Below are 13,808 nucleotides of genomic sequence, written 5' to 3'. Positions count from 1 at the left end.
TGTGATATAAAATGGCCCTTGACCAAGAAATCAAAGCGCAACTAGAACAATATCTCGAGCTCTTGGAAGGCGATATTGTACTCAAAGTCAGTGCAGGCACCGATGAGGCATCTTCTGAGATGCTTGCACTGATTGATGAGTTAGCCAGCATGTCTTTGAAGATCAGTGTGGAGAAAGCAGCATTAACTCGCACACCTAGCTTTAGCGTAAACCGTGTCGGTGAAGATACTGGCGTCGTTTTTGCTGGTACTCCACTTGGTCACGAATTTACTTCCTTGGTATTGGCTCTCTTGCAAGTTAGCGGTAGAGCTCCAAAGGTCGAGCAAAGTGTCATTGATCAAATCAAAGAACTTCATGGTGAATATAAGTTCGAAACTTACATCAGCTTGAGTTGCCACAATTGTCCAGATGTTGTCCAAGCTCTGAACTTGATGAGTATCTTCAATCCTGGTATTACTCATACAATGATTGACGGTGCCGTATTCAAGGACGAGGTAGAGAGCAAAAACGTGATGGCTGTGCCAAGCGTTTTCCTCAATGGTGAATTTTTCGAAAGCGGTCGTATGACAGTGGAAGAAATTCTCGCCAAGCTGGGTTCTGCTCCAGACGCATCTGAGTTTGACAATAAAGACCCTTATGATGTGCTTGTTGTCGGCGGTGGCCCAGCAGGTGCTAGTGCGGCGATTTATGCAGCACGCAAAGGGATTCGTACTGGTCTTGTTGCTGAACGCCTTGGCGGGCAAGTCAATGACACATTGGGCATTGAGAACTTCATCAGTGTGAAATACATTGAAGGTCCTCAGCTCGCAGCCAACTTGGAGAAACAAGTAAAAGAGTATGGCATTGATGTCATGAAGCTGCAACGTGCCAAGCGTTTAGAGAAGAAGGATTTAATCGAAATTGAACTTGAAAACGGCGCTGTTCTGAAGAGTAAGACAGTCATCTTATCGACAGGTGCTCGTTGGCGGAATCTGGGTGTACCAGGTGAAGCAGAGTTCAAGAACAAGGGTGTAGCGTATTGCCCTCACTGCGATGGTCCTTTGTTCATAGGCAAAGATGTTGCCGTTGTTGGCGGCGGTAATTCAGGTGTGGAAGCAGCGATTGATCTCGCAGGTATTGTGAAACATGTAACGGTTCTGGAATTCTCGCCAGAGCTGAAAGCTGACGCGGTATTGCAAGATCGTCTTTACAGTCTGCCAAATGTCACTGTACTCAAAAACGTTCAAACCAAAGAAATTACGGGTACGGATAAAGTAAACGGTATTTCTTACATCGAACGGGAGACAGGTGAAACCAAGCACATTGAATTGCAAGGTGTGTTTGTACAGATCGGTCTGGTACCGAATACAGATTGGTTGGGCGACACGATTGAGCGCACTCGCTTTGGTGAGATCGTGGTAGACAGCCATGGTTCTACAAACATCCCTGGTGTTTTTGCTGCCGGTGATTGCACGAACAGTGCTTATAAACAGATCATCATTTCGATGGGATCTGGTGCTACTGCGGCTTTGGGAGCTTTTGACTATCTCATCCGCAACTAATAACAAAGCCACTCCTCTTCAAGGGAGTGGCTTTGTTTATTTATTCGATTATGGTGTACCCACGTTGATAAACGGAGTAGCTCCACCTGTTACGTTCGGCAGCTTTCCATCCCATTTGCGGATGGCTTCGAGTTGGGCCTCAATCTGTCTGAGCTGAATCAGCTCTGGCGTAACCTCTTGCTTTTGCAGACGCAGCGCTTGTGCCTGTGCTTCTGCTCTCGTGATTTCTTGCTCTTTCTCGATCTTGATCCGCTCCAAATCGAGCTTCGATTTGAGCGCTTGCTGCTCGGCCACCTGCTTGGATTCAATGGCGCGGTTGAATTCATCACTGAAAGTAAACTCGCGAATATTGATTTCGTCGAGGATGATGTTATAATTCGACAGCTTTGTATGCAAGACTTCTTTTACCTTTTGGCTGACCTCGGAGCGCTTGGATACCAGTTCTTCTGCTGTGTATTGAGCGGTCACGGCTTTAAATGATTCGGCAATGGCAGGATCAACAATTCGGCTAGTATACTCCAATCCCACTTGCTGATACAGTTTATTGACATTTTCTGCATCCAAATGATGGTTAACAGCAATTGTCGTAGAGACGGTTTGCAAGTCACGTGAAGCGGAAGTCTGGCTCATTTCTGATTTTTGAACCCGCACTTCCATCGGCACCACGGTTTGGATAAACGGAATTTTAAAATGCATGCCTTCTTGCAGCACTTTTGGCTGTACTGCTCCCAGTTGCAGCACAACCCCACTATGCCCTGCGGAAATAATCGTAAAAGATTGCGTGCCAAGCAAGACCAACGCAACCAGTATTACAATCGTTGCGATCAGCTTTCCACCTGCTTGAAAGGGACTCATTTTTACAACATTTTTGTCGCTCATACTCGTCCTCCCTCTATCTATACATGCTCATTCATGTATACGAGAGAGTGGGCTGTAAGTTTCAAGAAATTTATGAAAAATACATGTCATAAGCGCTCTGCTTTCGAAGCTTCTAACAGAACATGCGCCATGCGCTCTGCCTCGATTTTGCATAGCTCAAATTCGACTTCACCAGATACATGCGAAATCAATTGGATGACTTCCTCACACCCGTGATCGCATATTAAAAACTGTCCCCACCGCACTTCCGAACGTGGTACCTTGCGGGCGGAAAAGCCGCTCTGAAAGCCGCCAAGACTCATTTTTTCTCATCCCCTATCCGAAAAACAAATCTACGCATCCCTCTCATCTTACCCTTTCTTTCGCAAGCAAGGAAAAGATGTTTATTGAAGGAACTCCCTTTTCTCCCTACTATAGAGAATAAGAAGGGAGATGATTCATATGCTAGACCCTTATGTACGAAGAGCCGAATGCGGCTCTGAGCAAAGAGTTCCGCTTTCTCTTGGTTCAGAGCCTTTCCACATATTGAGTTGAGGATCTCTTTGCTCATCTATATACGCACATCACGCTATATAGACAGGAGCAAAGCACATGAAATACAAAAATGCACAAGACCTATTGCCAGACGATCTACTGCGGCAAATTCAGCATTACGTACAAGGAAGTTACTTATACATCCCGATCCACCACGAAAACAAACGACAATGGGGCGCCTCTACAGACACAAAGCAATGGCTAAACGAGCGTAATCAGGCTATTTGGCAAGCCTATCACGAAGGGGCTTCTGTCAAAATGCTCGCCCGGAAACATTACTTGACCGAACACAGTATTCGGCGCATTATTCGTGGACATAAATGAGACAGAGAAAAGGTCGACCGTGTGTCTGTTTCCCAATTGCGTTACACTCCTTTGTAAGATCAGTCAGTCAGGAGGAACAACGTATGAACCAGATTCACTTTCTCGACATTTCGTTTATGTACAATGGATCTGCACAGATCATTACCCCTGTGCTACTGCAGGATGAGCATGAAATGATCCTTGTGGACTGTGGTTATCCAGACTTTTTGCCACTGCTTCAGGAGGCTGCACACAAGCAACAGCTTACGCTCGACGACCTTACGAAGGTCATTGTGACGCATCACGATATGGATCACATCGGTTCTTTGGCAGCGTTAAAAAGAACCTATCCCCACCTTGAAATCATCGCCTACGAATCCGAAGCACCGTACATCGCTGGACAAAAGACATCTTTGCGATTGGAACAGGCGCAAGCAACACTGGACCATCTGTCGTCGGGTGAAAAGCAGCACGCTGAGGAATTGATTCGCTTTTTGCAGTCCATCGAGCCCACTGCGGTTGATCGAACCGTAACGAATCACGAACGTCTACCTTGGTGTGGCGGCATCAAGATCATTCACACACCTGGACATATGCCGGGACATATTTCGTTGTATTTGATCGCAAGCAAAACGCTGATTGCCGGAGATGCTGTTGTCATCGAAAACGGTAGACTCGAAATCGCCAATCCGTCCTATACGCTGGATATGCAGGAAGCGATTCGCTCTGTCCGCCACTTACTCGAATATGACATCGAGCAGTTGATTTGCTATCACGGTGGATCGTTTCAAGGGGACGTCAAGCAAGCGCTGCGGGAACTACTCCAAGCCTACGACCCGCCCCAGGAGGTTTTGAACGGATGAAACAGAACAAATACGATGAGCAAGGCTTTTTCACCACATACAGTCAAATGGCTCGTTCGATTGAGGGACTGAACGCCGCGGGAGAATGGCACGCGTTTCGGGAGCTACTGCCTTCCCTTCGCGAGAAAAAGGTCCTCGATCTTGGCTGTGGCTTCGGCTGGCACTGCCGATATGCGCGTGAGCAACAGGCCCGCTCCGTTGTAGGTGTGGACCTTTCCGAAAAAATGCTGGCTCGTGCCAGAGAGACGACAACTGATCCCGCCATCGAGTATCTGCGTCTTCCGATTGAAGACATCGATTTTGCTCCAGAGGCATTCGACGTCGTCATCAGCTCCTTGGCCATCCATTATGTGGAGCGCTTTGACTTGCTTTGCCAACGTGTTTATCACTGTCTTGCTCCTGGAGGTTCCTTCGTTTTCTCCGTGGAGCATCCCGTCTTCACTGCTCTAGCTGAACAGGACTGGCATTACGGACCCAGGGGCGAGCGCATGCACTGGCCAGTGGACAACTATCAGCAGGAAGGCATCCGGCAAACCATCTTTCTGGATCATGAAGTCGTCAAGTACCACCGAACGGTTTCGAGCTATATGAACGATCTCCTTGCTGCCGGATTTCGCCTAACAAAAGTCGCTGAACCTGGCCCTCCTGAAGAAATGCTGGATATACCCGGGATGCGAGACGAACTCCGTCGGCCGATCTTCTTGTTGATCGCCGCCAGCAAACGAGCATCCTAACCGATAAAAAAGCACCCCGTCCTCCACGTCATTTCCGTGTTTGGACGGAGTGCTCTGTTATTCCCCAGCAGCCTCTAGATTTTTAAACTGGTTGTAAAACAATTGATAATAGGTACCTTTCTGCTCGATGAGTTCATCGTGACTGCCTTTTTCCACGATCTCTCCCCGATCCACGACCATAATCGTGTCGGCATCCCGAATGGTATTCAGCCTATGCGCAATCACAAAGCTCGTACGTCCCTCCATAATGGTGAGGAGCGCATCTTGGATATTCAGCTCTGTCCGAGTGTCAATGCTGCTAGTCGCCTCGTCGAGTATGAGCAGCGACGGCTTGGCGAGTATTACACGGGCAATCGCCAAAAGCTGGCGTTGTCCCTGACTCAGGTTGCCCCCATTTTCCGTCAGCATCGTATCATAACGCATCGGCAGCCGATTGATGAACACGTCCGCATTCGCCATTTTCGCAGCGGCGACTACCTCCGTATCTGTCGCATCGGGCTTGCCGTACATAATATTTTCCTTGATGGTACCCGAGAACAAGTACGTATCCTGCAAAACAAAGCCAAAGCTGCACCGCAAGCTGTCCCGCGAATACTCTCGAATGTCTTTTCCGTCCAAATAAATCGTACCCGAGGTCACATCATAAAACCGCGTGAGCAAATTCACGATGGTGGTCTTGCCTGCACCCGTCGGTCCGACTAACGCGATGGTATTCCCCGCCTGTGCCTCGAAGCTAATATTTTTCAAAATCGGTTGATCCGGACGATAGCCAAAGCTGACCTGATCAAACACGACGTGACCCTTGGGCTGTGCAAGCACAGTAGCACCCGGAGAATCCAATGGCTCCTCTTGTTCATCCAATACCTCAAACACCCGCTCCGCCCCAGCAACACCGGATTGAAGCACATTGAAAATGTTCGCGAGGTCGTTCAGCGGGCGGACAAACTGTCGGGAATAGCTGAGAAAGCTCGCAATCACACCTACTGTGATCAGTCCTTTTACAGCGAGTACACCTCCGACGATCGCTACCATGGCAAAGCCGAGGTTGTTAATCACGTTCATGATCGGCATGAGAAAGCCTGTCCATACCTGTGCCTTCATCCCGATCTTGCAGAGCCGGTCATTGATCGTCGTAAAGTCCTCAATGGCCTTTTGCTCATAATTGAAGGCCTGCACCACCTGAATGCCTGAAATCGTCTCTTCAATATGCCCGTTTAGCTTGCCCAGTTCCATCTGCTGATCTTTGAACAGTACACTCGTTCGTTTGGCAATCGAGCGTGTGAGCAGGAACACGAGTGGCACCGTGATCAGGCATGCGAGTGTCAGGATCGGAGACAAGACGAGCATCATCACCAGCGAACCGAGGATCACGATCCCGCCTGACATCAACTGCGTTGTGGATTGAGAGATCGAGTTGCTGACGTTGTCGATATCATTCGTGAGCCTGCTCATTAACTCCCCGTGCGTACGCGCATCGAAATAAGCAATCGGCAGCTTTTGCAGCTTGTCAAAAAGGGCTTGCCTCAGATTCGTGACGATCCGTTGCGAGATGCCTGCCATCAACCAGCTTTGCAAAAACGTCAGTGCCCCATCCAAGATGTAGGAGCCGAGCAGGGCAAGAATGATGATAGACAAAAAGCTAAGAGCTTCCTCGCCACCTGTCATCGTATCAATCGACTTTCCGATCAAATAAGGCGCAGACAGCATGAGTAGTCCATCGACAAAAACAATGACAAATACAATCGGCAGCAGCTTTTTTTCTTTGCCAAAAGCTTGCCAGAGCCTTTTTAGCGTAGCCGAAAAATTCTTGGGCTTACTCACTGGACCTCTGGCAGCACCATGTCCAAAGCCTCGTCCAGGTCTCGGTGAAAAGACAGGTTGTTGTTTCTGTTGACTCACCTTACTTCACCTCCCGACCGATTTGTGACTGAAAGATTTCCTGATAGACCTGACAAGAGGTCATCAACTCGTCATGCGTACCGATGCCCACGACTTCCCCATTGTCGAGCACGATGATTTTATCCGCATCCATGACAGACGTGATCCGCTGTGCGATCAAGATGCAGGTAAGGCCAGCCGCATAGGCTCGAAGTGCATCCTTAATCTTCCCTTCTGTCGCCACATCTACCGCACTTGTACTGTCGTCGAGAATGAGGATGTCCGGCTTTTTCACCAAGGCTCTGGCTATGGAAATACGCTGCTTCTGTCCACCAGAGAAGTTGACTCCTCCCTGCCCTACGCGTGTCTCATAGCCTTCAGGAGTGGTGGAGATAAACTCGTGAGCCTGCGCCATACGTGCCGCTTGCTCGACCTCCTCATGGGTCGCCTCTGCCTTGCCCCAACGAATGTTTTCCATCACCGTGCCTGTAAACAGCATCGTTTTTTGCGGTACGATCGCCATTTTTTCACGTAATCGCTTGGGTTCGATGTCTCGTACATCCATGCCATCAACCCGAATCGTTCCTTCCGTAACATCATAAAACCGTGGAATCAAGCCAACCAAACTGCTTTTTCCAGCGCCTGTCGACCCGATAATCCCGACGGTCTCCCCAGGCAGACAAGTAAACGAAATCTGCTTGAGTACTGGCTGACCGCCTTCTCCATCATAGGAGAAGCTGACCTCTTCGAAGTCAATGCGCCCCTTTTTGCCTGGAAGCTCGTGAGGTTGTTCTTCTTTCCAGCTCATTTGGTTTTCCTCAGCAAATACTTCTCCAATACGTCCTGCCGATGCTTTGGCCCGCACAAACATGTTAAATACCAAGGAAATCATCATGAGTGAAAACAGGATTTGCGTCATGTAGTTCGTAAACGCGATGATATGTCCGACTTCGATGCTTCCTTGTTCTACGCCAAGCCCCCCAAGCCAGAGGACCGCGACAATTCCGAGGTTCATCGTCAGCATGATCGCGGGACTGAAGATGGACATCACTCGCGTAGCCGATACCGATTTGGATTGCAGCTCTTCGTTTGCCCGTGTAAACTTGCCACGCTCAAAATCAAAGCGATTGAATGCCTTAACAACTCGTACGCCAGATAAATACTCGCGCATCGCACCATTCACTCGGTCGAGCGCTTGCTGTACCTTCAGGAAAAAAGGAAAACCAATTTTCATATTCAAGAAAATAAACAATCCCACAATGGGTACGACAATTGCGAGAATCACAGCCAAATCTACGTTCAATTGGGTTGCCATAAACAACCCGCCAATGCACATCAACGGTGCTTTGACGAATATTCGCATCATGCCGTTTACAAACATCTGCACTTGATTGACGTCATTGGTCAGGCGTGTCACGAGCGAGGCTCTGTCGAACTTGTTTAAGTTTTCAAAGGATAAGGTTTGAACTTTTGAAAATAAATCTGCGCGCAGCTGCGCACCAAAGTTTTGAGAGACGTATGTAGCTAGCACATTTCGGATCGATGCAGCAACAGCCCCCAACGCCGTTACGAGCAGCATCAGCCCGCCTGTCTTGAGCACGTAGTCCATATCCCGGTTTGCTACACCCGTATCGAAAATGTGTGATAGGATCGTCGGCTGCAAAAGATCACATACCGCCTCCAAAGCTAAGAAAAACATGGAAATCCCGGCGACTACGCCGTATTTTTTTATGTATGTTGTGTAGAAGCGCATCCGTTCACCCCATCTGTGTTCTTACGTACAAGATAACGCTTAGCTAGCGAAATGTCACGAGTGATTGTCAAAATGAAAGTGTGGGGCTTACAGGTTTTTCCTAGCATCGTCGGCGAAAATGTTAGGTGATAGATTTTTGATCAAATGGGAGATGAAATGATGGCTCAATCACTGTTAAAAGGCATAGAAGGGATTTTTATACCTGTGACGGACCCGCGTGCGTCTGCAAAATGGTATGAAGAAAAGCTTGGGTGCAGACCTTTGTTTGTGGAAGAGGAAGCAGTCACCATGCGGATTTCTGATGAATCAAATACCGTGATCTGTCTCGTCCGCGTAGAGAACCATCAGCCAATGTCATTTCCGGAAAATCGTTTTGGTGTCGGCAAATACTATAATTTTCTTTCCGTGAACATTGAGGCTGCACATCAACTAATAACAGAGCGTGGAGTGATGGTAACGCCGATTGATGAATTTGGGTCTACGAAGGTGCTGACGTTTTTTGACCCAGACGGGAATCCGCTTGGAATGTGCCAGTACTGACAAAAAAGGGCAAAAAGCTGGAATCACTTTTTCGATCCCCTGCTTTTTGCCCTCATTTCGTTTACTCGGTCTTTTATTCCTGTGGAACAGCGCCTTGATCCATATACAAGAACTCCCACAGATGTCCGTCCAAATCTTGAAAGCTCCAGCTGTACATGAAGCCGTGGTCAACCGGGTCTTTCGATGGAGTTGCCCCCGCGTTTAATGCTTTATTTACGATCTCATCGACTTGCGCTCTGCTGTCCGCCGACAACGCTACAATCACTTCTGTACTTCTTGTTGCATCCGTTAACTCTTTTTTCGTAAACGTTTGGAAAAACTCTTCGACGAGCAGCATGGCAAAAATGTTTTCGCTGATCACCAGGCATGCTGCATTTTGATCCGTAAATTGCGGGTTAAATTCATAGCCGATTGCTGTAAAGAAGTCGATCGATTTGTTTAGGTCCTTCACCGGTAAATTGACGAAAATCTGTTTGGATTGCAATGCCATGTGTACTTCCTCCTCGGGTTTGTTTTTCCTTGATGTCTATATCCTAGCATTTCTGATTGCACGAGGCTTCTTATGGATTGCTATTTTGCCATGTAGGTATGTGGCTTTCCGATTGAGTTTCTATGCCGATGGACACTCAGGACGAGACCGAGGACGGCGAAATGAGCCAAAGCAGTTCCTATTCTGCTATAGCTGAGAAAAGGAATTTCAAGTTGTGCGATTGGCAGCATGCCTGTTGACATCAGCAGTGGCCAGAAAAAGTACACAGAGAATAAAGGAACGATACTGACAATGAGATGTTTGCCATAAGGCTCGTCCACTTCCTTGACGACCCGAACCAGCCTCATCATAAACAAGGTAACGGCTAACAAGATCAAGAGTCCAGCAATCCAGCCATAGCTATGGATTAAATACGTGAACTTGAAATCTGAGTCTATCTGAGGAAATTGTAAAGGCGCACCGAAGCCCTTTCCCCAAAAACCTGCCGAGCGAATTGTCTCCATCACTAGGAGATAAAAATAACCGCCTCCTTCAGGATCTTTCATCGGTTGCATCCAGTCCAACAACTTATCAAAAGTATGGTAATCCAATAACAAGGCAACCAGATAAGCACCAACAGACGTGATGTAAAGGGGGAGCTTTTCTTTCTTAACTGTCTTCGTGTACATCAAGAGTACAACAAAACCAAATAAGTAAAGCTTAAGATTCAAATACTGTTGCGTCATCAGCAAAAATATAGTGGGCAGAAAAACAAATCAGCTTAGAAGCAGTGCTCCGGAAACGCCAGACCCTAGTAAGTAGCATTCCTGCGACGCTTATGAGAAACAAATACATGGAAATCGTTCCAAAATCAAAAATTCCGAATCGGTTGAAATGCACTATCACCCTTTCATAAACTGTGTATTCATACAAAAAAACAAATAGGAAAACGCCTACAGTCAGCACGTATACATGCAACGAATACCGCAATAGCTTACGATAGTCTGTAAAAGCCACCACAAGCATCACCCCGATACCCAATAGGGCTGAGAGCCAATACGTGTCCAGCTTGTACTCAAAGTAATTGACCGGAGTTCCATACATCGTGAAAAGCCCAACAGCCAGAAAAGCCACCACATACATCAGAAGCCTCCACTCCACTTTGGGCTTATGAATCTGATGCAGCTGCTTCCCGACCGCAGCAGAATCGCCCATTTGCAAAATGGCTTGCCGTACCGCTTCCTCCTCTTCCACACCCTCTTCCATCTGCTCATCCATCAAATCAAGCAAGTGACTTTCCAGCTCATCCCGAATTCTGCGATGCATTTCCGTTGCCCGCACATGTCGACATACTTGATCGAGGTAATCTGCGATCAGTGGATGTGTATTCGTCTGCTTCATGCTCTTCCCTCTCCTAACACCCGATCAATCCCATCGCGGAACGTATGCCACTCGAGCTTTTTCTCCTTCAATTGCCCGCGACCTTCTGCCGTAATCCGATAGTATTTACGCTTCCTCCCATCCTTCTCATCCCAATACGCTTCCACATAAAGCTCCGCTTCGAGTGCATGCAAGATCGGATACAACGTCCCTTCTTTTAGCGTAAACAGACCATTTGACTCCTTCTCGATGGCTTTCGCGATTTCATAGCCGTACATTTCCTTTCGATCCAGCATCGTCAAGATTAAAATCACGGTACTGCCCTTTAAGAGTTCCTTATTGATTTTCATAGTGCCTCCCGATTTAATCGCAAATACCTAGATTAACAATACATCATAAATCTATGCATATGATTCTATCATCCAAATCTTGTCATTATCAACTTTTTTCTCTATGTTTATTATGATCCCTATTTTTTAAATGAAAGGACGTTTTTCCATGGAGCCAACTGTTCTCTCCCGCGAGGAAACACACGTAATTGGTTTTACTTTTACGGCGAATGTGACAGAAGACTTGGAACAGAAACACTCCGCTAGTACGACTGAAGCTTTGCGAGCTAGAAAAAGCGAGATTCACAATCAGGTTGGTAAGGGCGAATACCTAATCCAAATCTATCCTGACAAAGATGACTTCGATGCAGCCGTTGATCCTTTTACCACCCTAATTGGCGTCGCAGTTTCCAGCCTCGCCGATATTCCTGAAGGGATGGTCAGTCACATGATTCCTGCAGGGACATTTGCAAAAGTAACACACAAGGGACCTGAGACAAACTTAGGCGAAACATATGATTTTCTTTACGGATCTTGGCTCAGCGAATCGGGATATGATTATGCCGGATTTGATTTTGAGTATTGGGACGAGCGCTACAAGCCAGAGCAAGAAGACAATGAGATTGATATTTACGTTCCGCTCTTCAAATAAGAGACATAGCGAAAAACCAGGGAATCCGCTCCCTGGTTTTTCTGTTGTTACGATGTTATTAACTACGCACCCACTCTCCTATCAGGCATCTACCATATAAAGCGGGGTATCGTGATAATAAATTAGTGTCTTGAACAGGAAAAAGGTTACAGCAGAATGTTTGAAAATGTTCAGGAATGCAACAGCGACGGATGGATCGGGTAGCCTATAATTTACATGAGTCCTGCTACTTTCCTGATAACACAAGAAGTAAGAACGGAGTGACCTGTATGTATAAACGGCTACTAGCTATCCCGATTGCCGCTTTGCTCCTCGTCCTGTCAGCCTGCGGCAATGGTGGACAAACGGGCGATTCAGCGGCATCGAAACCGACCAGATCGATTAATTACTTGGGCAACACTTATACCATTCCGGCCAGAACCAAAGATATTGTTTTCGTAGGCTTCCCTGCTTCGTATGAAGATTCTTTCTTGCTGGGAATTCCGCCCGTCGCAGCAACCATGGATAAAAACGGAAAGTTCCCTGCGGAATATCAAGCCATGATCAGAAATGCCAAGCATCTCCCTTATAATATTGCAGATCATCTAGGTGAGCTGGTTGCCCTCGAACCTGACGTCATCATGACAACCGACAAGACCTCCAAGGAAGACGTGGCCAAATTGCAAACTGCTGCATCCGTGATTCCCGTCTCTACGAACGGAGCTCATTGGCAAGAAAACTTGCGTCTGCTCGCTGATGTTCGTGGAAAAGATGCCAATTTGGATACTTTTGTAGGTAAAGTGAAGCTAAACGCACAGGACCTCCGCGACAAGCTCGCCGCCCTTCCAGAAAAGAAAGTGCTGACGCTGTGGTTCCAAGAAGGCTCCTTCTACGTCTATCCGAAGGATGAACGGTACAATTACCTGTTATATACGGACTTGGCTCTGCCTGTCCCAGATGTCGTCGCGAATGTGCAGGAGCGTACCGCGCTCTCAATAGATGCTTTGGCAAAAGAAGATCCCAACTTCTTGTTTGTGATGGTCAACAAAGAAGACCAGCCCGCTTTTAAGCAGTTGCAAGAGCAGCCTGCATGGAAAAACCTAAGCGCAGTCAAAGCGGATCAAATGTATATGAATGCAGTTGAACCAGGATTGGCTGGTGGCACTGCCTACAGCAACCAATCGTTTTTAAATGCAATTCGAAAACAGATGCTAAAAATGAGTGAATAAAAAGATGAGCTTTGCTCATACTATACTCATCGAGCTCGGTGGTGTGTTCTCAATCAGGCTGTAGTCCTTTACGGAGGCGATGTGCCATGGATGATTTACACGATCACCTAGTGAGTAAGGAAAACCGCACACTGCTTTAAGCTTCTAACTTCATACTGGAGGTAGATGCGTCGCACGTGATGATCGGTAACACCTCAAAACTAACGAGCTCGATATATGCCGTCTCCTTTATGGAGGCGGTTTTATTTTTTAAAAACCCGTTTGTCGAGTTGTAGTGGTGGGGAGGAAACAGGAGAAAACGCTCAGCTTCTTGTCCCACCCCCAGGGTAGCGTAAGCTGCCCGGCTCCATGAAAAAAAGCGAAACCCGCGTCCAAAGTCGTCCATTCAAGAGGTGTCTCAGAGGTGGACGCTAAAAGCTTGTTTCGCTTTTTTTCATGGAGCCTCGGTCGGTGTACCAAAGATCTTCGCTTATTTCTCCTGTTTCCTCTACGAGCTTTCCGTGTTATCCATTTTTTTAAATCCTTAAAAGAATAAAGAACCTCATCTGTCACGACAGAGAAGAATATTTCCAGACATAGCGACTTGTGGAGTCCTACCGAGCGGAGAAGGGATTTGCGGGCAAAAGAAACTCAACGTGCCCACGCGACGAAGCGGCTACCACTTTTGCGTTTCCCCGCGAATCCCTTCGGAGCGGACAGTCTTAGCCCCCAGCAGGACGGAGCCTGGAGCCTAGACTGGAAATAT

General features: G+C 47.3%; 15 protein-coding genes. 7 read left to right on the top strand and 8 right to left on the bottom strand.

Annotation, left to right across the window (positions count from 1 at the left end):
• Nucleotides 1-11: 11 nt before the first annotated feature.
• Complete coding sequence (gene ahpF / locus HPY28_RS08420; protein WP_017250882.1) at nt 12-1,541, top strand: alkyl hydroperoxide reductase subunit F; 1,530 nt, start codon at nt 12-14, stop codon at nt 1,539-1,541.
• A 48-nt stretch (nt 1,542-1,589) separates the two neighbouring features.
• Here the strand turns inward: ahpF and HPY28_RS08415 are convergent, their stop codons facing one another.
• Complete coding sequence (locus HPY28_RS08415) at nt 1,590-2,420, bottom strand: prohibitin family protein (RefSeq protein ID WP_017250881.1); 831 nt, start codon at nt 2,418-2,420, stop codon at nt 1,590-1,592.
• A gap of 86 nt (nt 2,421-2,506) precedes the next feature.
• Nucleotides 2,507-2,722, bottom strand: a complete 216-nt coding sequence (locus HPY28_RS08410; protein WP_017250880.1) for a hypothetical protein — start codon at nt 2,720-2,722, stop codon at nt 2,507-2,509.
• 289 nt (nt 2,723-3,011) lie between these two features.
• Here HPY28_RS08410 and HPY28_RS08405 point away from each other — a divergent pair, with 289 nt between their 5' ends.
• From HPY28_RS08405 to HPY28_RS08395, 3 genes are all read left to right on the top strand, one after another.
• Nucleotides 3,012-3,278 carry a CD3324 family protein gene (locus HPY28_RS08405; RefSeq protein ID WP_017250878.1) on the top strand — a complete coding sequence of 89 codons (267 nt, stop codon included), beginning with the start codon at nt 3,012-3,014 and terminating at the stop codon, nt 3,276-3,278.
• Between the two features lie 83 nt (nt 3,279-3,361).
• On the top strand, nt 3,362-4,120 hold the full coding sequence (locus HPY28_RS08400; RefSeq protein ID WP_174230394.1) for an MBL fold metallo-hydrolase: 759 nt from the start codon (nt 3,362-3,364) through the stop codon (nt 4,118-4,120).
• Nucleotides 4,117-4,854: a class I SAM-dependent methyltransferase gene (locus HPY28_RS08395; protein WP_017250876.1), complete on the top strand. Its 738-nt coding sequence runs from the start codon at nt 4,117-4,119 to the stop codon at nt 4,852-4,854. Before HPY28_RS08400 ends, HPY28_RS08395 begins: the two co-directional genes overlap by 4 nt.
• Nucleotides 4,855-4,911: 57 nt before the next feature.
• On the opposite strand, the gene HPY28_RS08390 is transcribed toward HPY28_RS08395, so the two are convergent.
• Together HPY28_RS08390 and HPY28_RS08385 are read right to left on the bottom strand one after the other, a co-directional pair.
• The gene (locus tag HPY28_RS08390; RefSeq protein WP_174230393.1) at nt 4,912-6,753 is read right to left on the bottom strand and encodes an ABC transporter ATP-binding protein; all 1,842 of its coding nucleotides are present in this window, start codon (nt 6,751-6,753) and stop codon (nt 4,912-4,914) included.
• Between the two features lies 1 nt (nt 6,754).
• Nucleotides 6,755-8,485, bottom strand: coding sequence for an ABC transporter ATP-binding protein (locus HPY28_RS08385; protein ID WP_174230392.1), 1,731 nt, complete (start codon nt 8,483-8,485; stop codon nt 6,755-6,757).
• Between the two features lie 159 nt (nt 8,486-8,644).
• Here HPY28_RS08385 and HPY28_RS08380 point away from each other — a divergent pair, with 159 nt between their 5' ends.
• Nucleotides 8,645-9,025: a VOC family protein gene (locus HPY28_RS08380; protein ID WP_174230587.1), complete on the top strand. Its 381-nt coding sequence runs from the start codon at nt 8,645-8,647 to the stop codon at nt 9,023-9,025.
• 73 nt (nt 9,026-9,098) lie between these two features.
• Here the strand turns inward: HPY28_RS08380 and HPY28_RS08375 are convergent, their stop codons facing one another.
• The 4 genes from HPY28_RS08375 to HPY28_RS08365 all read right to left on the bottom strand — a co-directional run bounded on the left by HPY28_RS08375 (nt 9,099) and on the right by HPY28_RS08365 (nt 11,224).
• Nucleotides 9,099-9,515 (bottom strand): VOC family protein, encoded by a 417-nt coding sequence (locus HPY28_RS08375; protein WP_017250872.1) that lies wholly within the window; start codon nt 9,513-9,515, stop codon nt 9,099-9,101.
• Nucleotides 9,516-9,595: 80 nt separating this feature from the next.
• Nucleotides 9,596-10,225 carry an FtsW/RodA/SpoVE family cell cycle protein gene (locus HPY28_RS30405; RefSeq protein WP_254613088.1) on the bottom strand — a complete coding sequence of 210 codons (630 nt, stop codon included), beginning with the start codon at nt 10,223-10,225 and terminating at the stop codon, nt 9,596-9,598.
• Nucleotides 10,215-10,895, bottom strand: a complete 681-nt coding sequence (locus HPY28_RS30400) for a permease prefix domain 1-containing protein (protein WP_254613087.1) — start codon at nt 10,893-10,895, stop codon at nt 10,215-10,217. The genes HPY28_RS30405 and HPY28_RS30400 overlap by 11 nt, the downstream gene beginning before the upstream one ends.
• Nucleotides 10,892-11,224 carry a PadR family transcriptional regulator gene (locus HPY28_RS08365; protein WP_017250870.1) on the bottom strand — a complete coding sequence of 111 codons (333 nt, stop codon included), beginning with the start codon at nt 11,222-11,224 and terminating at the stop codon, nt 10,892-10,894. The genes HPY28_RS30400 and HPY28_RS08365 overlap by 4 nt, the downstream gene beginning before the upstream one ends.
• Nucleotides 11,225-11,372: 148 nt before the next feature.
• On the opposite strand from HPY28_RS08365, the gene HPY28_RS08360 reads away from it, so the two are divergent.
• Nucleotides 11,373-11,855, top strand: coding sequence for a GyrI-like domain-containing protein (locus HPY28_RS08360; RefSeq protein WP_174230391.1), 483 nt, complete (start codon nt 11,373-11,375; stop codon nt 11,853-11,855).
• Between the two features lie 269 nt (nt 11,856-12,124).
• On the top strand, nt 12,125-13,063 hold the full coding sequence (locus HPY28_RS08355) for an ABC transporter substrate-binding protein (protein WP_174230390.1): 939 nt from the start codon (nt 12,125-12,127) through the stop codon (nt 13,061-13,063).
• The last annotated feature ends 745 nt before the right edge of the window (nt 13,064-13,808 follow it).

The organism is Brevibacillus sp. HB1.2 (genome assembly GCF_013332495.1).
In the GTDB taxonomy this organism is placed as follows: domain Bacteria; phylum Bacillota; class Bacilli; order Brevibacillales; family Brevibacillaceae; genus Brevibacillus; species Brevibacillus porteri.
This window is presented reverse-complemented; position numbering and strand designations above follow the sequence as displayed.

What these genes read in the sequence shown, in the direction of transcription:
- ahpF (WP_017250882.1), top strand. Translation starts at nt 12, where the DNA reads ATGGCCCTTGACCAAGAAATCAAAGCGCAACTAGAACAATATCTCGAG.
- HPY28_RS08415 (WP_017250881.1), bottom strand. Translation starts at nt 2,420, where the DNA reads ATGAGCGACAAAAATGTTGTAAAAATGAGTCCCTTTCAAGCAGGTGGA.
- HPY28_RS08410 (WP_017250880.1), bottom strand. Translation starts at nt 2,722, where the DNA reads ATGAGTCTTGGCGGCTTTCAGAGCGGCTTTTCCGCCCGCAAGGTACCA.
- HPY28_RS08405 (WP_017250878.1), top strand. Translation starts at nt 3,012, where the DNA reads ATGAAATACAAAAATGCACAAGACCTATTGCCAGACGATCTACTGCGG.
- HPY28_RS08400 (WP_174230394.1), top strand. Translation starts at nt 3,362, where the DNA reads ATGAACCAGATTCACTTTCTCGACATTTCGTTTATGTACAATGGATCT.
- HPY28_RS08395 (WP_017250876.1), top strand. Translation starts at nt 4,117, where the DNA reads ATGAAACAGAACAAATACGATGAGCAAGGCTTTTTCACCACATACAGT.
- HPY28_RS08385 (WP_174230392.1), bottom strand. Translation starts at nt 8,485, where the DNA reads ATGCGCTTCTACACAACATACATAAAAAAATACGGCGTAGTCGCCGGG.
- HPY28_RS08380 (WP_174230587.1), top strand. Translation starts at nt 8,645, where the DNA reads ATGGCTCAATCACTGTTAAAAGGCATAGAAGGGATTTTTATACCTGTG.
- HPY28_RS08375 (WP_017250872.1), bottom strand. Translation starts at nt 9,515, where the DNA reads ATGGCATTGCAATCCAAACAGATTTTCGTCAATTTACCGGTGAAGGAC.
- HPY28_RS30400 (WP_254613087.1), bottom strand. Translation starts at nt 10,895, where the DNA reads ATGAAGCAGACGAATACACATCCACTGATCGCAGATTACCTCGATCAA.
- HPY28_RS08365 (WP_017250870.1), bottom strand. Translation starts at nt 11,224, where the DNA reads ATGAAAATCAATAAGGAACTCTTAAAGGGCAGTACCGTGATTTTAATC.
- HPY28_RS08360 (WP_174230391.1), top strand. Translation starts at nt 11,373, where the DNA reads ATGGAGCCAACTGTTCTCTCCCGCGAGGAAACACACGTAATTGGTTTT.
- HPY28_RS08355 (WP_174230390.1), top strand. Translation starts at nt 12,125, where the DNA reads ATGTATAAACGGCTACTAGCTATCCCGATTGCCGCTTTGCTCCTCGTC.